General features: G+C 32.7%; 14 protein-coding genes. 10 read left to right on the top strand and 4 right to left on the bottom strand.

Going from position 1 to position 19,864, the window contains the following annotated elements; genetic code table 11:
- The 4 genes from COU51_04210 to COU51_04195 form a co-directional block, all read left to right on the top strand.
- Window positions 1–1,889 (top strand): hypothetical protein (locus tag COU51_04210; GenBank protein ID PIR66457.1); only part of this gene is annotated, 1,889 nt, incomplete at its 5' end.
- A 40-nt stretch (window positions 1,890–1,929) separates the two neighbouring features.
- A complete protein-coding gene (locus tag COU51_04205) occupies window positions 1,930–4,128 on the top strand; it encodes a hypothetical protein (protein ID PIR66456.1) in 2,199 nt (732 codons plus the stop codon).
- A 27-nt stretch (window positions 4,129–4,155) separates the two neighbouring features.
- The gene (locus tag COU51_04200) at window positions 4,156–6,363 is read left to right on the top strand and encodes a hypothetical protein (GenBank protein ID PIR66455.1); all 2,208 of its coding nucleotides are present in this window, start codon (window positions 4,156–4,158) and stop codon (window positions 6,361–6,363) included.
- Between the two features lie 27 nt (window positions 6,364–6,390).
- Window positions 6,391–8,628 (top strand): hypothetical protein, encoded by a 2,238-nt coding sequence (locus COU51_04195; GenBank protein PIR66458.1) that lies wholly within the window; start codon window positions 6,391–6,393, stop codon window positions 8,626–8,628.
- A 42-nt stretch (window positions 8,629–8,670) separates the two neighbouring features.
- Here COU51_04195 and COU51_04190 read toward each other — a convergent pair whose 3' ends face one another.
- Window positions 8,671–9,693 (bottom strand): hypothetical protein, encoded by a 1,023-nt coding sequence (locus COU51_04190; GenBank protein ID PIR66454.1) that lies wholly within the window; start codon window positions 9,691–9,693, stop codon window positions 8,671–8,673.
- A gap of 71 nt (window positions 9,694–9,764) precedes the next feature.
- On the opposite strand from COU51_04190, the gene COU51_04185 reads away from it, so the two are divergent.
- Window positions 9,765–10,709, top strand: a complete 945-nt coding sequence (locus COU51_04185; GenBank protein PIR66453.1) for a nucleoside-diphosphate sugar epimerase — start codon at window positions 9,765–9,767, stop codon at window positions 10,707–10,709.
- Entirely contained in the window at window positions 10,678–12,954 is a 2,277-nt protein-coding gene (locus COU51_04180) for a hypothetical protein (protein PIR66452.1), read from the top strand. Before COU51_04185 ends, COU51_04180 begins: the two co-directional genes overlap by 32 nt.
- 296 nt (window positions 12,955–13,250) lie before the next feature.
- On the opposite strand, the gene COU51_04175 is transcribed toward COU51_04180, so the two are convergent.
- Both COU51_04175 and COU51_04170 read right to left on the bottom strand, forming a co-directional pair.
- Window positions 13,251–14,087 carry a glycosyltransferase family 2 protein gene (locus COU51_04175; protein PIR66451.1) on the bottom strand — a complete coding sequence of 279 codons (837 nt, stop codon included), beginning with the start codon at window positions 14,085–14,087 and terminating at the stop codon, window positions 13,251–13,253.
- A 2-nt stretch (window positions 14,088–14,089) separates the two neighbouring features.
- Entirely contained in the window at window positions 14,090–14,374 is a 285-nt protein-coding gene (locus tag COU51_04170) for a rubrerythrin (protein PIR66450.1), read from the bottom strand.
- A 137-nt stretch (window positions 14,375–14,511) separates the two neighbouring features.
- On the opposite strand from COU51_04170, the gene COU51_04165 reads away from it, so the two are divergent.
- Complete coding sequence (locus tag COU51_04165; protein PIR66449.1) at window positions 14,512–15,444, top strand: NAD-dependent dehydratase; 933 nt, start codon at window positions 14,512–14,514, stop codon at window positions 15,442–15,444.
- A gap of 28 nt (window positions 15,445–15,472) precedes the next feature.
- Here the strand turns inward: COU51_04165 and COU51_04160 are convergent, their stop codons facing one another.
- Window positions 15,473–16,579 carry a hypothetical protein gene (locus COU51_04160; protein ID PIR66448.1) on the bottom strand — a complete coding sequence of 369 codons (1,107 nt, stop codon included), beginning with the start codon at window positions 16,577–16,579 and terminating at the stop codon, window positions 15,473–15,475.
- Between the two features lie 57 nt (window positions 16,580–16,636).
- Here COU51_04160 and COU51_04155 point away from each other — a divergent pair, with 57 nt between their 5' ends.
- Genes COU51_04155 through COU51_04145 form a run of 3 tightly spaced genes read left to right on the top strand, consistent with a single transcriptional unit; the run spans window position 16,637 to window position 19,862 of the window.
- Window positions 16,637–17,719 carry a hypothetical protein gene (locus tag COU51_04155; protein PIR66447.1) on the top strand — a complete coding sequence of 361 codons (1,083 nt, stop codon included), beginning with the start codon at window positions 16,637–16,639 and terminating at the stop codon, window positions 17,717–17,719.
- A gap of 7 nt (window positions 17,720–17,726) precedes the next feature.
- Window positions 17,727–18,422 (top strand): glycosyl transferase, encoded by a 696-nt coding sequence (locus COU51_04150; GenBank protein PIR66446.1) that lies wholly within the window; start codon window positions 17,727–17,729, stop codon window positions 18,420–18,422.
- Between the two features lie 54 nt (window positions 18,423–18,476).
- Window positions 18,477–19,862: a hypothetical protein gene (locus tag COU51_04145; protein PIR66445.1), complete on the top strand. Its 1,386-nt coding sequence runs from the start codon at window positions 18,477–18,479 to the stop codon at window positions 19,860–19,862.
- Window positions 19,863–19,864 lie beyond the last annotated feature (2 nt).

Below are 19,864 nucleotides of genomic sequence, written 5' to 3'. Positions count from 1 at the left end.
GGCTTATTTCAATTATCTTTTTTTTAGACAATAAAGAAAAGTGGATTTTTTTTATAAAGCTTATGGTTATTTCCGCTTTTTTTGTGACAATGGTTTCTGTATTTTATGATTTAATGTCCGACGGAATTAGTTTTTTTCCCAAAGAAGGAGAAAAAGTTTTCTTTCTCAATAGGTTTTCCGGAATTTTAGGAAATTCAATATTTTTAGCCGGTTATCTTTTGCCCCACATATTTTTATCAATTTTTCTTTTTATAAAAGAAAAAACAACAAAGAATAGAATTTTATGGCTGGTAGCTTGTTTTGTTTTTATTTTGGGAATATTTTTGACGCAAACCAGGGGCTCTATTATTTCACTGGCAATTGCCACTCTTTTTCTGGGAATCTTTTTTATTTATGAAGCGTTTAAGGATAAACAAAAAATATTTTCTCGACTTGCGATTGTTTTTGGACTTTTAGTCGGTTTTGCCGGATACATGGCCTTAAATAATAGTTTACTATTAAGACTTTCCAAATTTTCTTTACATTCGGATACGATCGTGACAAGGCTTATAACTTGGAAAATAGCAATAGAGGCGTTTTTTAGTAAGTGGCTTTTTGGTTGGGGACCGGAAAATTTTTCTTATGCTTTTTCCAAATTTTATAATCCGACGCTTCTAAAATTTTCTTTTTATGAAACATGGATGGATAAGCCTCATAATCAATTTTTAGAGGTTTTTGCAACAACCGGGGTAATTGGCGGAATTTTATATATTTGCATATTTCTTTACGCTCTATTTTTGCTATATAAGCTCGGGAGAAAGAATATAGAAGATAATTGGATTTTTATAGTTTTGGGCGCGGCAATTATTGCTTATGCCGGACATATATTTTTTGCTTTTGAAACCAATGAGCTTCGGCTTGTGATGTGTTCTATTTTTGGGTTTATAATTTTTTATTATAATGAATATTTTCTGAGTCAAAATAAATTTTCAGTCGGTCTTTTTAAAAAAATAGTAACCCCGCTTTTTTTAATAATTATTATTTCTTTGGTGCTTATAGGATTTAGAACCGTACGCGCTTCTTATCATACGAGCCAGGCGAGCGATGCAATAAAATCAAATAATTATAATAATACAATAAAACACATAAAAGAGTTGGGAAAGCTTGATGGGTATTATCAATTTGCAAATTGGGAATATCTTTCAGATATTATAATAAAAGCTGATGCCGGAGGCAGAATACCCGTTGTTGTAATGCGAGAGATTTTGCCGGTTGCTATAGACGGCTTAGAAAAGGCTAACGATAAACACCCAGATAATTTTTCCTATAGTTATCGTTTGGCGCAGATGTATAATTTTATGGGTATCTATGTTGATTCAGGCTACGTGGATAAAGCCTTGATACAAGCGGAAAAGGCCGAAGCCATTAGTCCGGATAGGCAAGTTGCCGGCATATTGCTCGGGCAAATATATTACCAAAAAAGAGATATTGATAAAGGAATCGAAATTTTAACAAAAATGGTAGAAAAAAATCCGGAGATTATGGAGCCTTATTGGTTTTTGTCTATTTTATATGATGCAAAAGGCGAATATGAAAAATCATATGCTTTTATGTCAACAGCGGTAGATAATGGGAGAGCGCTAAAAAGTATTGATGATGCTATCTTATATGTGACAGTTTTAGGAAGATATAACGATTATATAAGGATGGCGCCTGTGTATGAAAAAATAATTTCAGAAGATAAAGAAAACCCAAGATGGTGGGCTAATGCGGCAGTTGTATATTTGGAGATTGGAGAGTATGAAAAGGCCAGACAGTATGCCCGGCAAGCAATCTTTTTAGATCCTAAATTTGGAGATGAAGGAGAAAACTTTTTGAAACAAGTAGATGTAAAAGAATCTGAAGAATAACACTATCAAATCAGTTGTTTTTTGTAAATCTTAAATTTATATGTTTTTTAACCGGCTTACAAAAATTATAAAAATTTTATTATATTCATTGGCGTTTACCCCTCTTATCATTACTCCAATGACGATTTTTCCTTTTAATTTTGGCAGAGGTCTTATAATACAATTTTTAATAGAAGTTATTTTTGGGCTTTATTTAGTCTTGGCCATTTTTAATAAAGATTATCGGCCGAAAAAAAATGCATTGTTAATTACTTTTGGATTATTTGTTGCCGTTATGTTTTTGTCATCTGTTTTTGGGGTAGATTTTAATAAAAGTTTTTGGGGAAACGAGGAGCGTTTTACTGGTTGGTTTTATCTATTGCATATATTTTTACTTTTTGTTGTTTTAAGTTCTTTTTTGAAAGAAAAAAAAGAATGGCAAAGATTTTTATCATGTAACGTTTGCGTGTCACTTACGATGTTCGGCATTGCAGTTTTATCACTTTTCGAAATAAAATTTTGGGGAGTTGATTTGGGCGACAGGATCTCTGGCACATTAGGAAACCCGATTTTTATAGGAGCTTATTTTATATTAAATTTAATATTATCCGCATATTTATTTTTCAGCTATAAAGATAAGAAATTGAAATTGTTTTTTACTGCAATATCGTTAATCTTATTATGGGGAATATTTTTAACGCAAAGCCGAGGCGCATTTTTAGGAATAATTTTTGGGATATTTGCCGGAGCTCTGTATTTTTGTATATGTAATAAAAATAAAAAAATAAGAAAAGCTGTTTTTATTGGATTAATTATTTTTATTTTTTCGGGAGTTTTAATTTTTTCTTTGCGAGATAAAGGTTTTATAAAAGAAAACGAGGCGTTAAATAGGATAACTAATATTTCACTGGAAACGACTACTGGTAAAACACGTATTCTCGGCTGGGAAATAGCTTTAAAAGGAATTGCTGAAAAGCCAATTTTAGGTTGGGGGCAAGAAAATTTTCATATTGTTTTTAATAAATATTATAACCCGGTTTTATTAAAATATTCGTATTATGAAACTTGGTTCGACAAGCCACACAATGTTGTTTTGGAAATGGGAATAAATGGTGGAATCCTTGGGGTTTTATCATATCTCGGTATATTTGGAGCAGGATTTTATATTTTACAAAAAAAGAAAAACATTTTTGGATTATCTGAACGCGCGGTTATTTTTGGCGGTAGCGCAGCTTATTTTATGCAGAATCTTTTTGCTTTTGATACTCCGGTTTCATGGTTGTTATTTATTATTGTTTTAAGTTTTATTTCAGGGATTGAAGAAGGTGATGGGAGGAAAAAAAGAAATATTCCTTTTACGTACTTGATTGGAATAATAATTTTTATTTTAATATTTGGATGGATTGTAAACATAAGACTTTTGTTAGCGAGCATAAAGCTACGACAAACAACACTTTTATATGAAGTGGGGCAAAAGAATGATATCGCAGGCTATAAGAGCGCGATGAGTATTTTTAATCCGTACAAAGAAGAATGGCGGGATGATCTAGCGAAGAGTATAATTACTGACTTAAGAATCAATGGCGATTTTTATTCTAATGAAGAAGTCTTTTTTGGAATATCAGAATTGCAGAAAAATATTACGGAGCATCCGAATAATGCATATAGTCATATGCTTTTGGGCATTTTTTATAGCGAAGCGTCAGTAAAAGATAAAAAATATTTTGAATTGGCAGATAACGAATTTAAAACAGCTTTGTTACTTTCTCCAAAAAGGCAACATATTTATTTTGCTTTAGGAAGATATTATATTCTCTCTGATAATATTGAGAGCGCAAAGAAAGCATATCAAGAAGCGATAAACCTTGAACCAAGCGCGCCACTTTCTTATTGGGAGGGGGCAAAAAATATTTTCTTGGTAGATGAAAAAGATAAAGATGGAATAGACTGGATGTTAAGGGCGGTAGAGCTGGGATATCGTTCGTCAGAAAAAAATGAAATTTTGTTTTTATTTGAGAAGTGCCATCAATATTTTTTGGATAATAAAAATTATGGAGTTTTGGGTGATTTATACAAGGCTATGCAGGCTATTGAACCAAATAACGCCGAATGGTATGCGCAGGAAGCAACTGCAAGATATATGGAGGGGCAGTATGCGTTAGCGATAGGTTTAATTAGGAAAACTATTGAACTTGACGCAAGCTATAAAGAAGAGGGAGAGACATTTATAAAAATAATAAATAAACAGCTACTTGATTAACTTATTATTAGTTTGTGACTACTTTTTATGTTAAGTTCACAAAATTTAATTAAAATAATAAAATTAGGCGTTTATATTTCATTGCTTGCGTCTTTGGTTTATATTTCCCAAACAATTTTTGGAACGGTTTTCGGTAAGATGATTTATTTCCAGGTAGTAATAGAAATAGTTCTTCCGTTTTTTGTTTATCTAATGATTTTTTATAAAAATTATAGGCCAAAAATCGATCTATTAACAAAATTAATTTTATTATTTTTTGGAATAATTTTTGTTTCGTCAATTTTTGGAGTTAATTGGAGTCAAAGTTTCTGGGGAGAACCTTCAAGAATGCGAGGAATTTTTACACTTCTGCATTTATTAGCATTTTATTTTTATATAATTACTGTATTTAGAACTAAAAAAGAAAAAAAACAACTTATATTTTTTATTTTACTCGTAGGCTTTGCAATGGCAATATTCGGTTTTTTTGAGCGTCTCTATCCGCAAATAAATATAGACAAGACGAGCATGAAGAGTTCTACCGAACACCGTGTTATGTCAACTACTGGCAATTCTATTTTTTTTGCTGGTTTTTTGCTTTTTATGGTTTTTCTATCGATTTATTATTTTTTTATTGAAGAACAACGATACCGTTGGATATTTTTAGTTGGAGCATCTTTTTTTACTTTAATTTTATTTTATACAGGAACGCGTGCGGCTTTCGTAGGGTTTGTTATTGGAATATTTTTTATATTTTTATACTTATTTTTAATAGCGCGAAAAAAGCAAAAAATTATTATTTTAAGTATTTTTATCATTTTTATTATATCTCTTTTTGGTATTTTTGGGCTATCCAAGATGAATATCGGAGATAATAAATTGATAAATTTTAATCGTCTTACGGAGCTTTCTATAAGCGATATGGATGGCTCAATAAAGGGACGCTTATTATTATGGAAGATTTCCCTTTCTCCTTTTAAAGAGAGATTGTTTTTGGGGTGGGGGATGGAAAATTTTGATTATGTTTTTGATAAATATTATGATCCGCATTTTTTAATAAATGGAGTAAACGAGACATTCTCAGACAGGGCACACAACATATTTATAGATGTTGCTATTATGACGGGCATTTTTGGTTTAATGATATTCTTGGCGATATTTGTCTATTCAGGTATTACGTTTTTAAAGAAAGGATATTTTAAAAAAGAAAATGCCCCTCTTTTTGGACTTTTGGCAGGCCTTGCTGGTTATATGTTTTTTTCCGTTGATTCGCCCTCGGTAAACATAATGATATTTTTTATGCTTGCGCTCTTTTATCTTTGTTTTAATAATAATGATTTGCAGGTCGCAAGCCATGAATTACGAAATAAAAAAGCATGGTTTTTTGTTTTTTTACTTCCAGCCGTACTTTCTATTTATTTTTTTAATATCAAACCACTTTATGCGGGAATTGATTTTATAAAGTTTAGATATACTGAAAATTTTGAAGAAAAGAAGAGTCTATCGGAAAATTTTTTGAGTACTCCTATTTATAGAAATGACATCGATCTTCTTTTTAGTAATAACTCTTTTTTGGGCAATGGAAAAGATGATATAGAGTTAAGGCAGTGGGAAATTTATAAGGCAATAGAAGTCTTGGAAAAAAATCAAAATTTAGAAAAAAACTTTTCTTCTTTATTTTTGTTGGGGAACCTTTATTTAAGAAAGGGTAGTATCTTTAAAGATAATAATGATTTTATAAAAGCCCTTGATTATTACAATAAAGCGTTACAGGTCAGCCCAAAGCGCCAGCCTGTTATGTTTCAGATGGGGACAACTTATCTTTTATTGGATAAAATTGATGATGCGGTAAGTATCTTACAAAAAGCATTAGTTCTTGATGAGAGTATCGGTCAGGCTCATTGGCGATTGGGGATTGCCTATTCAACAGCAGGAGAAGAAGGTGATGCATATACAGAATTTAAAAAATCTATGAATTTAGGATTTTTTGGCACAATAGAAAGCGAGTCAATTAAAGTCGCGTCTTTGTGTGAAAAGTTTAGAGATAGTAAGTGCGAATTAAAACAAATTGCCAATATTTATGAATTAAGAAGAGCATCTGATCCTAAGAATATTGAGAATTTTAAAATGCTTGTGAACGTTTATATTGAATTGCAGAATTATGGTCAAGCGAAAGAATATCTTTTAGAACTAATAAATTTGGATCCATCTTTAAAGTCCGAAGGAGAAGCGTTATTAAAGCAATTGGAAGGATAGGCTATATTTTTGAATAATGTTTTATCTATGATTAATTATAAAAGGGTTGAGAAAATTCTATTAATTATATTAGAAGGGCTGATATATTTAAGTTTTTTAATGCCCTTTGTTTTTGTAAGTACGAGTATTTTTCCTTTTATTGTAGGAAAGATTTTATATTTTCAAGGATTGGTTCAGCTCATGGCGGTAGTTTATCTGCTTCTTTTGGTGATTAATTTTAAAAAATTTCGACCAAGAAAAACGTTGCTTTTATATTGGTTTGGCTTTTATGCTTTGTCATTATTATTATCAGCGATTTTTGGAGTTGATTTTAGAAGGGCTTTTTGGAGTAATTTTGAGAGAATGACAGGCGTATTCGTGGTTTGGCATTTTATTGCTTATGCGATTATGGTATCTATTGTTTTTGATGCTTGGCCAAAGATTAAGCGCGCATTGGACGTTTTGTTGGCCGTAAGCTTATTGCAGGTGTTTGTTATTGCTGCTCAATATACAAAAGAAGGTGTCTATCTATACGCTAACATCGGAGGACGTGTTTGGGGAACTTTAGGGAATTCTATTTATATTGGAAGTTATTTTCTTTTTCATATTTTCTTTGCGTCATTATTGGCTTTTAAGGAAAAGAAACAAATTTGGCAAATTGTCTATTTAATAATAGCAATTCTTGAGGCATTTATTATTTTGCATTCCAAGAGCAGTCGAGGCGCGGATATTGCTATTTTATTTGGCATTTTAACTGTTATTTTTAGCTATGCGATTTTTGCCAAAACTAAGAATATAAGAAGAGCGGGTATTGGCGCGCTATTAATAGGCATTGTAATTTTTACTTTTTTAATTATCTTCCGGAATGCAGATACTGTTAAAAATATACCTGTAATTGGGAGCGTAGTTAATATCTCTTTAAATGAAGGAACCGGAAGAACTCGTGCGATTGCATGGGAGATTGCTTGGAAAACATTTAAAGAAATGCCTGTTTTAGGTATTGGATTGGAAAATTTTTATTATACTTTCAATAGTCACTATAACCCGGAATCGTTATTACACTCCTATTATGAAACTTGGTTTGATAGAAGCCATAGCATTTTATTTGATACTCTTTCTATGGGAGGAATAATTGGATTTTTTGCTTATTTTGGGCTTTATGTTATTGGTGGAGCGTCTTTATTTATTGCATGGAGAAGAAAATTGTTTAATAAAACTTCAAAAAGTATTTTAATTGGTCAAGAGATAGAAGTAGATCGGCACATGGTAATTTTCTTTTTTATAATTTTTAGCATTTATATTATTCAGAATCTTTTTATTTTTGAACATCCCGCTTCGTATTTTTTAATTTATTTTTCATTTGGGCTTCTTTTATCTTTGATAGCAGGAAAGAGATCTGACATTTCGCCGAAATATGAATTTTCTTATAGCGCTTTTTTTGCTATTACCGGATTTTTTTTGATAGTGTTTTTTATATTATTGTTTGGAACAACAATAAAAACTTATAAAGTAGCGACAGGAGTTATTAGGGCAGAATCTACTTTTGTTAATAATTATAAACTTGGGGCAGACGCTTATAAGGAGCTTTTATCAATGGATACTCCATTTATATTTGATATCCGAAGCTCTATGATAAAAAGAATAGCGAGGGTAAATGATAACATCCTAACTACCAATCCAGATTATAAGAGTGCACTTTTATTTGCCAGGGAAAATCTTTTAGAGCAAATTGAGGAAGGTGGAAAAGACGTATATGATTATATTTTAGCAGGTCAAATAGATATGATACTTGCTTCAAGCGACTCAAAATACCTAGATAGCGCAGAAAGTTTTTTTATTAAAGCAAGCCAACTATCTCCAAAAAGACAGCAGATATATTATACATGGGCTAAAGTAAAGCTTATGAAGGGCGATACTGATGGCGCGAAAAAAATATTAAAAGAAGTTATTGAACTCGATCCAAGAGTTCCCGAATCTTATTGGTACTTAGCTTTTGCATATGAAAAAAAAGGCGAAGAGCCATTGATGTGGGAAAATATTAAAAAAGCAATAGATAAAAATTATAGTTGGAAGTCATCAAATGAATTGTTGTATGCTGCCGGTTTAGCTGAAGAATTAAAGGAAGATGGTTATTTTATAAAATTATGTAACTTGGCGATAGAGCAGAACCCTTCGGCTGATTTATATTTAAGGCTTGGATTGGCATACCGTCGTCAAGGAGATGAAACAAAAGCTTATGAAGCGTTTAGTAATGCGCAAAAATTAAATCCGGATTTATTTAAATAATAGGATTAAAAAAATAAAAATCAGCCCCATTCGGGGCTGATTTTATAAATATTTCTTTATTGCTTCTGTCAGTTTTTCTATATCAGCCGGAGGAACTATGGTTTTGTTCGGGTAATTTTCTAGCATTTCTGGGACAGCCCCGACCTCTGTTACGACAATGGGTAGTTTTGCTTGCATCGCTTCTAATATCGCATAAGGCATGCCTTCTTTTATTGATGGAAGGACAAAAAGGTCAAATGCATTTAGATACTGTGAAGCGTTATCTTTTTCCCCCAATAATAAAAATCTATCCTGTAATTTATAATTTGTAATTAGTAATTCATAATTATTTCTTTCCGGCCCATCTCCAATAATTGTAAAAATTATATCTGGATTATTTATTTTCGATGCAACTTCAATCAAATTCTGCAAAGCTTTTGCCGGATAAAAATTTGCTATCGTTCCGATAATTTTTTTGTTTTGAGGAAGGTTAAGCACTTTTAATGCATTTGTTTTTTCCAATAGTGACTGTCCGCCCCAATAGATATGGTTTTTCACTTCAATTTTTTCTTCTGGGCAAATTTTATATTCTAGAGCAATTTTTTTTTCTTTTTTTCCAAGAACAATTATTTTATCACGATATTTACTAGCCAAACGTTCTAGAAAAATATAAAGCTTTTTTCTCCAATTAGCCATTGGCTCTAAAAATGCCCAACCATGAACCGTATACCAGACCTGTGGTTTATGATTTGATATTTTAGCTGCAAAAGAGCCGACGATTCCAGCCTTTGAGCTATTTAGATGAATACGATCTGGTTTTTCTTTTTCTATATATTTTTTTATTTCCCAAATTGCTGGTAAATCGTAGAGGGATATCTGTCTTTTTAGGTTTTTGAATTGGTGATAAGGGATATTTGATTTTTTGCATTTTTCCATTAAGTTTATTTTTGAATCAAATGCAGGTTGACCATAAGCAACTGTAATTTCAAATTCAGATTTGTCAAAACCAAAAGATGTCGAATCAAAAACATACTTTTGTGCTCCACCCCAGTCGGGTATTGTGACGATATATAATATTTTTTTCATAATTTGCTAAATTGACATAAATATACTAAAATGATATAGTAAAGTATTAAAAAAATCAACTCCTCTATAATATGCATATACTTATTACCGGCTCAAGTGGTGAAATTGGAACAAACTTAGCGCTAAAATTACAGGAAAAAGGACATCATATTTTTGGCGTAGATAAAAGAATAAATACATGGACTGATAAATTTCCATATGTAATGCAGGATTTATCTGGCAGGTTTTTTAATTTTAAAGATGGAATTGGGAATGTTCAATATCCTGACGATATTGATTTGGTAGTTCATTTGGCGGCAAACGCGAAAGTTCATGAATTGGTGAAATATCCTGAAAGAGCGATGGATAATATTGCGATTACTTTTAATGTTTTGGAATATGCGCGACAGAACAATAAACCAATTATTTTTTCAAGTTCCCGAGAGGTTTATGGAGACATTCAGCGTTATACGACCGATGAAAATCAAACTGACATTGCTTTTACTGAAAGTCCATATTCGGCAAGCAAGATTTCTGGCGAAGCGCTAATATATTCTTATGCCAAATGTTATAATCTTCCCTATATAGTTTTTCGTTTTAGCAATGTTTATGGCAGATATGACGCAGATATAAAAAGAATGGAACGTGTTATGCCACTTTTTATAAATAAAATATATAACGAAGAGCCAATTGTCGTTTTCGGAAAAGATAAGACATTGGACTTTACTTATGTTGACGATTGCGTGAATGGTATTATTGCCGGCATAGAGAAGCTATTAAGCGGAGAGGTAAAAAATCAGACATTCAATTTGGCCTTTGGTGAAGGTCATACATTAATCGAGCTGGCAAACTTAATCGGTGAAGCGCTTGGAAAAGAAGTTAAAATGACAGTAGAAGAATCTAAGGTTGGCGAGGTAACTCATTATATCGCGGATATTACCAAAGCCCGTAATATTTTGGGATATAGTCCAAGAACATCTCTTAAAGAAGGTATAAAAAAGGCAGTTGAATGGTGGAGAAGTTATTATAATAAATAAAATGGAATCAGAAAATAAAAAAACAATAGTTATTTTCTCTTGTTTTTATGAACCGTTTATGTCTGGCGCCGAGCGGTTTGTAAAAGAAGTGGTAGAGCGATTATCAAACAGATATCGCTTTATTGTTATTACTGCGAAACTTTGTTCTGACTTGCCGGATAGAGAAGATACGGGCGAATATAAAATTATTCGTATTGGCAAGGGTAATAAATGGGATAAGCTTCGCTATATCTGGCTGGCGCCACTTGAGGCAAAAAAATATAATCCACAAATTATTCATGCTGTAATGGAGTCATATGCCGGTTTAGCGCTTTGGAGAGCGAAAAAGGCAGTATCTAATGTAAAACGGATATTAACCTTGCAGTCAGGCGATTTGGATGCAAAGATTTGGTCTAAAATGCCGATCTTATGGAAAGGAATTCATCGTTCACCTGACGAAATAACAGCAATCAGCAACTTTTTGGCAGATAGAGCAAAGCGACTTGGCGCGAAAAATATAGAGGTTGTGCCAAACGGGGTTGACTTTACGCAAATAGAGCCGGTTTTAAAAATCGGCGACGTAAAGCATGATATTGTTTGTGTTGCCAGATTATCTTGGGAAAAAGACCATAAAAACTTGGTCGCCGCAATGCCAAAAATTTTAGAAAAATATTCCGATACAAAATTAATTTTGGTTGGTGATGGGCCTTTACGTGAAAAAATTGAAAATCAAATAAAAGAATTAAAATTAGAAAATAGCGTTAAGCTATTAGGAAATTTATCGCATAAAGAGGCGCTTTGCGTGCTCGCGAAAGGCGATGTTTCTATTTGTCCTTCTTTGGCAGAGGGGCTTGGCATTGTTTTTATAGAAGCGCAAGCATGTGGCGTACCTGTTATTGGGACACGGGTTGGCGGAATTCCTGATGTCATAGAAGATGGGAAAACAGGCATTTTGATTGAACCGAGTAGTAGCGAACAAATAGCAAACGCGATTGTTAAGATTTTTGAAATGTCATCTGAAAAAAGAAAAGAAATGATCGAATTGGCAAAAATCAACGCAAGAAGAAATTTTTCTTGGGATGTGAGCGTTGAAAAAATAGATAATATTTATCAAAAACCAAAATTATTAAATATTTTAATTGCAACAGGGATTTATCCGCCAGAGATTGGCGGACCGGCAACATATTCAAAATTGATAGGCGAGAAGTTGAGTCAGCGTGGACATAAAGTTCGTATCTTAACCTATTCCAATCAAAATATTAAAGATGGCAAGTTGGTTGTTACGGGCGTTAGTAAAAAGTTACCTGTTGCCATAAGGCACCTGGCATATTTTTTACAGGTTTTGAAATTGGGCAGAAACTCAGATCTGATTTATATGCAGGATTCTGTTAGTGTTGGTTTGCCCGCGACCTTGGCAAATATATTTTTAAAAAAGAAATTAGCTTTAAAGGTAGTGGGGGATTATGCTTGGGAGCAGGCAGAGCAAGTACCAGAGCTAAAAGATAAGATGCCATTATTGGATAGTTTTTATCCATTTTTAAATGAAAATTATCCATTAAAAATACAGATTTTAGAAAAAATACAGAATTGGGTAGCAAGACGCGCGGAGAAAATAATCACACCAAGTTTTTATTTAAAAAAAGTTTTAATTAATGGATGGAAAATAAATCCAGAAAAAATAAAGGTAGTATATAATTCATTTGATATAAAAGAACTGGGAATCAGGAATAAGGAATTAGGGAATAAATTTAAAATATTATCGATCGGAAGATTGATGCCATGGAAAGGATTTGATACCTTGATTGATATTGTGAAGGATATTCCAAATGTTGATTTAGAAATTATTGGAGACGGACCGGAATACAAAAATTACGAATCACGAATCATGAATCACGAATTACAGAATAGAATAAAATTATTAGGCAGGTTAAGCCATGACGAAGTTATTGATAGAATGCAGAAAGCTGATTTATTTATTTTGAATACCGCTTATGAGGGTTTAAGTCATGTTATCCTGGAAGCAATGGCGTGTGGCACGCCGATTGCGGTTAGTCGTGCCGGTGGCAACACAGAGCTCATCGGGGAAAATGAGGAAAGGGGAGAGCTTTTTGAATATAACAATAAAGAACAAATCAAAGAAATTATTTGTCGTACGGTAAGTAGTACGACAAGCTATACTGCAAAAACTAAAAAAGCCAGAGAGTTTATTTCCGGCTTTAATGAAGAGATGACGATTGATCAATTAGAAAATAATTTGCAGAGATAATGTGGTTATTAAAATAATAGCCAAGAAAATAACATTGGAAAGAAGCATCCTACACGCTTCTTTTTTGTTTTTTTCAAAATATAAATAGATCGGACCACCTAAAAGTAAAAGCCCGCAGATTAGAACAGAGAAAACCAGAAGTAAGAGCATCATAAGAGCTGTGAAAACATTTGATGTTTTACCGAATAGGTCTGTGCCACTATTTAATAGCAAGCTTACGAGAAAGACATAGGTAACCAGTAAAAACGATGATAACAAGCTTGAGAGCAACGGATGTTTTTTTAACATAAGATGTATTATTTAATAATCTTATCTATTATTATAATGGGTAGTTTGAATAAAAGCAAAATAAACCATTGCCATTTTGGTTTATTTTTATAAAAGTAATAAAGCATAGAACGGGAGTATAGAGCTTGTTTTTTTATAGTATTGATTTGCATGAAAGACTCTCCTCCATAATGGATTATTTCTATATCGGGAGAATACAAAATTTTATACTCGGCTTTACGTGTACGTAAACAAAGATCAACTTCTTCAAACCAAATAAAAAATTTTTCATCAAAGAATCCTATTTTTTGAAATAATTCGCGATTTATGAGTAAGCAAGAGCCCTGTAATTGTGGGACAAGAGACTCTTTATCATAGTCAAAATCATTAAAGTAATATTTTTTAATAGGGCCCCAATTTGGAAATAGTTTTTTCATTTGTGAGGGGAAAAATAATTGACTCAAAATGTTAGGATCACGGCGGACAGTCTTTTGTATATTCTTATTTTTATCTAGGGTTTTTGGCCCAAGAATGCCGATTTCAGGATAGTTTTTAATTATCTCTAAGGCATGTTCTATGGTATTACTTAAAATAAGCGTATCAGGATTTAAAATTAAAATATATTTTCCTGTTGCTTGACGAATCGCTTGATTATTTGCAGTAGCAAAACCAACATTTTTATTATTTTTTATAAGATGCACTTGTGAGAATTTTTCTTCAACCATTTCTGCGCTGTTGTCGTGCGATGCATTATCAACTACAAATATATCAAAATTAATATTATGAGTATTTTTATAAATAGAATCAAGACAGCCCTCTAAGAGCTGTCTTGTATTCCAGTTAACGATAATAATGCTTAGATCCATAATTATTTTGCAAGTTCTTTTTGAACTTCTTCTTTTCCTGCTTCCAGCTCTCTTACTTGCTCTTCGTCTAAGCCCAGTAGTAAGGATTGGAATTCTCCAATATGAGTTTTTTCTTCTTTCGCGACATCTAGAAGTATCTTTTTTAAGTCTTCGTTGCTTGTTATTGCCGCCATCTGTTCATAAAGAGACACGGCATCAAGTTCTGCGATGATGCCAAGACGCAAAATTTCTTTATTAATGTTTTCTTTGCTTACCCTTGATAGGTCGAGGGGTGAACGTGATAACATAGAATTATTTTTTAATTGTTAAGTTATTTTAATTTATTTACTTATTTTAACATAATATTATAAATTATACAATTATGAATAAGGGATTTTTTGGGGAAGAGCTTGATTTTTTAATATTATATATATAATATATAAATATGAGAACTATTTTAATAACCGGAGGAGCCGGATTCATTGGTAGTCATTTATGTCGTCAGCTTTTAGATTTGGGCAACAAGATAATTTGCCTTGATAATTTTTCTACGGGTCAAAAGAATAACGTAAAAGAACTTTTAGAAAATAAATATTTTAAGCTTATTGAGCATGATATTGTAAACCCAGTTTTTTTTGATGAGAAAATAGACCTGATATATAATTTGGCTTGTCCAGCATCTCCTGTCCATTATCAAGCAAATCCTATTCATACAATAAAAACTAATACAATTGGAGTAATAAATCTTTTAAATCTTGCCGAAAAATATGGAGCAAGAATTTTACAGGCCTCAACCTCAGAAGTTTATGGCGATCCATTAGAGCACCCTCAAAAAGAGGATTATAAAGGCAATGTCAACACCATTGGTCCGCGTGCTTGTTATGACGAGGGTAAAAGAATGGCTGAGGCTTTATTTTTTGATTATAGGCGTCAATATGGAATTGATATACGAGTAGCAAGGATTTTTAATACATATGGTCCAATGATGGCACCAAATGATGGGCGTGTAGTTTCTAATTTCATAATTCAAGCGCTTCATAATGTTGATATTACGATTTATGGGAAAGGCGAGCAGACGCGGTCGTTTTGCTATGTATTAGATTTAATCAGAGGGCTTCAGAGCTTGATGGATAAGGAGAATTTTATTGGTCCGGTGAATTTAGGGAACCCTTATGAAATAACTATTTTAGAAATTGCCAAAAAGATAATAGAATTAACTGGTTCAAGCTCAAAGATTATTTTTACTCCTTTGCCTAAAGACGATCCTCAAAAGCGTAAGCCGGATATTGAATTGGCAAAAGCAGAATTAGATTGGAGTCCGCAAATTAATTTGGAAGACGGATTAATAAAAACAATAGAATATTTTAGGAATATATAAAAATATTTGCGCCAAGCGCAAATATTTTTTAAGTTATTAATTCTTTGCTTATTGGACAATATTTTTTTATATCTTTTAATGCAGGTTTATTCAAAATTTTTTCATAATCTTCAGACGGTAGCCCTTCTATATATTTTTGTGGTCGCATAGCATATATTTTTTCAGAAGTTATTTTTTCGTCAGCTTTTATATCGCAGGCGATAATAAGTGATTTTCTGAAAAGTGGCCTAAAAACAGCTTCGCCTTCCTGTAGATCTTTTCCCTCGTCTTCATAAATATTTTTTTTGTATAGTGTAGCGATTTTTTCTTTAAGCTGATGATTTTTTTCTAAACTCCGCACTTTTTTTACAAGTTCTGCCATCTCTTTCGGAATTAGTGAAACTTTATGGTCAGAGCCCCACAGGTTCCGGTCAAGCGAAAAATGCTTTTCAACTATTTTGGCACCTAAAGAAACCGCTACAAGCACGGAAGTAATATTTAAAGAATGGTCGGAAAATCCGGTTCTAATGCCATATCTTTCATTCAAGAAGGGGATTGTATTTAATTTTAGATCCTCGGGCGCGCACGGATATTTGGAAACGCAATGCAAAAGATGTATTTCTGCACCTCGTTTTTTTAAAAAATTAATTGCTAAGTCGGTTTCTTCAAGTGTGCTCATTCCCGACGAAAGGATAATTGGTTTTTTAGTGTCTGCAAGATAATCGAGCATTACAAAGTCTAGGATATCGCCTGATCCCACCTTCCAAAAGGGTATTAAGTGATTAATTTTTTTTGCTGCGCCTCTTGACATTGGCGTAGAAAAAAAGATAATTCCGATTTTGTCGCAAAAGTTTTTTAATTCCGTCCAAAATTCCATGGGCGTTGCAAGTGTATTACGAGTTACCCATGAATAGCGGTCAGAACTCTTAAAATGTGATGAAATCACATTTATATCAAGCTGTTCATCGTAAACATTATGCGTTTGGAATTTTATGGCATCAGCTCCGGCTTTTTTAGCTTCCAGTACTAGTTTTTTGGCGTTTTCCAGGTATTCCGATATGGGACGGCCATTTTCTGTCTGTATAAAATTTTTGCCTGCTTCGGCTATAATAAAAATTTTATCGTTATTTAGGCAATTATGCGGTGTTTTATTCATATAAACATTGAATATATAATTATATTATGTTAATATAATAAGACCAATTTGTCAATTATGAAGATTTTAATGTTGAGCTTAGATGGTTCAATTTTAGACAAAAATTCAAGTTCAGCTGGCCGAATGAGGGATTACGGCTCTATTTGCGACGAGCTACATATAATTATTTTGGGTAAATCAGGGGAAAAAAACAATCTGGATAAAAATATATTCGTTTATCCGACTTCTGGTAATAGATTAGCTGCTTTATTGAAAGCAAAAAATATAGGGAGTAAAATTTTAAGCGTAAAAGATGAGTGGGTGATTACATCTCAAGATCCGTTTGAGACGGGTTTTATTGGCTGGCTTTTAGCGCAAAAATATAAAATTGGGCTGGAAGTTCAGCTTCATGGTGATTTGTATGGAAATAAATATTGGAAAAACGAAAGATTATTAAATCGTTTTAGATGGTATTTGGGAAAATTTATTTTAAGACGAGCGACTTTTGTTCGTGTTGTTAGTGAAAGAATTAGAAGATCAATTGAAGAAATAAATAAAAATATTACTACTGTTCCGATTTTTACGGAAAGAAAAGAATTGATAAAAACCCAGAAAGATAATAATGATTTTATTATTTTATCGGTTGGAAATTTAGTGCCTGTTAAAAATCATAAACAGCTTATAGAAGCGTTTGCGGAAATAAAAAAGCAACTACCAAATGCAAAACTTATTATTGCTGGTGAGGGTTGGCTTAAAAAAAGTTTACAACTTTTAGTTCGCAATTTACAACTTGGAGAAAGCGTTGCTTTTATCGGATATCAAACAAATTTGGATAAATATTACGGAGAAGCAGATATTTTTGTTCATTCGTCACTTTATGAGGGTTGGGGAAGGGCTGTGATAGAGGCGGTTTTTTGTGGCTTGCCGATTATAATGACGGATGTTGGTCTGGCTGATGAGGTAATAAAAAATGAAGAATCTGGGCTCGTTGTTCCGGTAAATGATAAAGAAGCATTGAAGGAGGCAATATTAAGATTGGCAAAAGACAGAGGGCTTGCCAATCGGTTAGCGCAAAATGCTAGACTAGTGATAGAAAATATATTATTAACAAAAGAAGAATATTTAAATAAAATAAAAGAAATATGGAATAAAATTCAATAATATTTTTATGAAATTATCAATAATTGTTCCAATTTATAATGAAGAAAAAACAATTCTCAAAATATTAGAGAGGATTGATGCTGTGGATTTGGGGGACATAGAAAAAGAGACAGTTTTAATTGATGATTTTTCAACTGATAGTACGCGTGATATTTTGAAGAGTTTAGAGAATAGATACAGGGTTTTCTATCAAGAAAAGAACCAGGGTAAGGGCGCTGCTTTGAGACGCGGTTTCAAAGAGGCAACCGGAGATATATTTTTAATTCAAGATGCTGATTTAGAGTATAGCCCGGGGGAATATCCAAAACTTTTGGAGCCGATTTTATCAGGGCGGGCAGATGTTGTTTATGGTTCGCGTTTTATTGGCGGAGGAAGCCATCGTGTTTTATATTTTTGGCACTTATTGGGAAATAAATTTTTAACACTTCTTTCAAATATGTTTACCAATCTAACTTTAACTGACATGGAAACGTGTTATAAGGTTTTTGTAAAAAAAGTAATAGAAACAATAGGTCCTACTTTACAATCAAATCGTTTTGGATTTGAACCAGAAATCACAGCCAAGATTGCAAAAAATAAATTTCGTATATATGAGGTAGGTATTTCCTATTCAGGTAGGACATATGAAGAGGGAAAAAAAATAAATTGGAAAGATGCTATTAGCGCCCTGTGGTGTATTATAAAATTTAATTTTTTTGATTAAAGCTATGAAGGTATTATTAATTAATCCTCCTTGGATTATAGACAATATAAGTGCATGGTCAATTATAAATCCGTGCTACCCATCCATAGGTTTATTGTCAGTTGCGGGAGTTCTTTTGGAAAAGGGCCACGAAAAGTTATTATGATAGATGCGCGTGCAGAACAATTGACGGCAGAGTTGTTGAAACTGCGTTTAGAAGGATTAAAAGAAAAGCCGGATTTTATTGGTCTTACCGGCACAACTAGAATTATAAATAATGCTTTGGAAAGCGCTAAAATTTGTAAAGAAATTTTTCCAGATAGCAAAATTGTTTTTGGTGGAGTCCATTCCACATTAAGACCTGACGAGGTTTTATCGAATGATTTTGTAGATTATGTTATTCGTGATGAAGGAGAATTTGCTATGAACGAGCTTGTTTTCGGTAAATCCTTGAGCGAAATTTTGGGATTATCTTATAAAAAAGATCAGCAAATTATCCATAATGAAAGACGCCCATTTTTAGTAGATTTGGATATTTTACCATTTCTCCCTACTCATCTTTTACCGATGGAAAAGTATCATCCAGCCCTAGGAGCATACAAACGATTGCCGGCTTTTGGTTTTATAGCGACGAGAGGTTGCCCGGGTACATGTACCTATTGTTATCAGAACTTTGGTCCGCGAATAAGATATTTTACAGCGCGTCGTCTTTTAGATGAAATAAAATTATTACAAAAAAACCATGGAATTCGAGAAATATCTTTTTACGATGATACTTTTACTGCGGTGAAAAGAAATATAAAAGAATTTTGTGAACTGGTTATCGCAGAAAAGGTTAATATATCATGGTCTTGTTTTTCGCGTGTTGATTGTGTGGATAGAGAAACTTTGGATATTTTAAAAAAGGCAGGTTGCCATCAAATAATGTATGGTGTTGAGTCGGCTGACCCGCAAATTTTATTAAATATTCGGAAACGTATAAATTTGCCACGCGTTGAGGAAGTCGTAAAAATGACGAAAGAAGTTGGGATTAATTGTAGGTTGGCTTTTATGTTTGGCAATCCGGGAGAGACAGAAGAAACAATGCAAAAAACTTTAAATTACGCCGTGGAGCTCGATCCTGATTTAGCGGTTTTTAATATTGCCACGCCTTATCCTGGGACAGAAATGTACTACTGGGCAAAAGAAGAGGGGTATTTAAAAACGGAGGATTGGACCCAATATAATTTTTCTCAGTCAATTATGGAATTGCCTACCGTTGCTTCGGAAAAAGTGGAAGAATTTTATAAAAAAGCATTTAAAACATTTTATTTTCGTCCAAAATATATTTTGAGGCGTTTTTATAAAATAGGCGTTTACGATTTGAATACGATAAAAGCAATATCAAAATTTTTTATTAAGTGGATTTTGGGTTTTGGTAGAGGTGCCAAAGTGCCGTCAACCCAAATGAAGTTTAAATAAGC

This window comes from Parcubacteria group bacterium CG10_big_fil_rev_8_21_14_0_10_36_14 (assembly GCA_002772895.1).
Taxonomy (GTDB): domain Bacteria; phylum Patescibacteriota; class Patescibacteriia.
The sequence above is the reverse complement of the archived record's forward strand: the minus strand, read 5'-3'. Positions and strand labels throughout refer to the sequence as shown.

What these genes read in the sequence shown, in the direction of transcription:
- COU51_04205 (PIR66456.1), top strand. Translation starts at nt 1,930, where the DNA reads ATGTTTTTTAACCGGCTTACAAAAATTATAAAAATTTTATTATATTCA.
- COU51_04200 (PIR66455.1), top strand. Translation starts at nt 4,156, where the DNA reads ATGTTAAGTTCACAAAATTTAATTAAAATAATAAAATTAGGCGTTTAT.
- COU51_04165 (PIR66449.1), top strand. Translation starts at nt 14,512, where the DNA reads ATGAGAACTATTTTAATAACCGGAGGAGCCGGATTCATTGGTAGTCAT.
- COU51_04190 (PIR66454.1), bottom strand. Translation starts at nt 9,693, where the DNA reads ATGAAAAAAATATTATATATCGTCACAATACCCGACTGGGGTGGAGCA.
- COU51_04145 (PIR66445.1), top strand. Translation starts at nt 18,477, where the DNA reads ATGGTCAATTATAAATCCGTGCTACCCATCCATAGGTTTATTGTCAGT.
- COU51_04185 (PIR66453.1), top strand. Translation starts at nt 9,765, where the DNA reads ATGCATATACTTATTACCGGCTCAAGTGGTGAAATTGGAACAAACTTA.
- COU51_04170 (PIR66450.1), bottom strand. Translation starts at nt 14,374, where the DNA reads ATGTTATCACGTTCACCCCTCGACCTATCAAGGGTAAGCAAAGAAAAC.
- COU51_04195 (PIR66458.1), top strand. Translation starts at nt 6,391, where the DNA reads ATGATTAATTATAAAAGGGTTGAGAAAATTCTATTAATTATATTAGAA.
- COU51_04150 (PIR66446.1), top strand. Translation starts at nt 17,727, where the DNA reads ATGAAATTATCAATAATTGTTCCAATTTATAATGAAGAAAAAACAATT.
- COU51_04160 (PIR66448.1), bottom strand. Translation starts at nt 16,579, where the DNA reads ATGAATAAAACACCGCATAATTGCCTAAATAACGATAAAATTTTTATT.
- COU51_04175 (PIR66451.1), bottom strand. Translation starts at nt 14,087, where the DNA reads ATGGATCTAAGCATTATTATCGTTAACTGGAATACAAGACAGCTCTTA.
- COU51_04155 (PIR66447.1), top strand. Translation starts at nt 16,637, where the DNA reads ATGAAGATTTTAATGTTGAGCTTAGATGGTTCAATTTTAGACAAAAAT.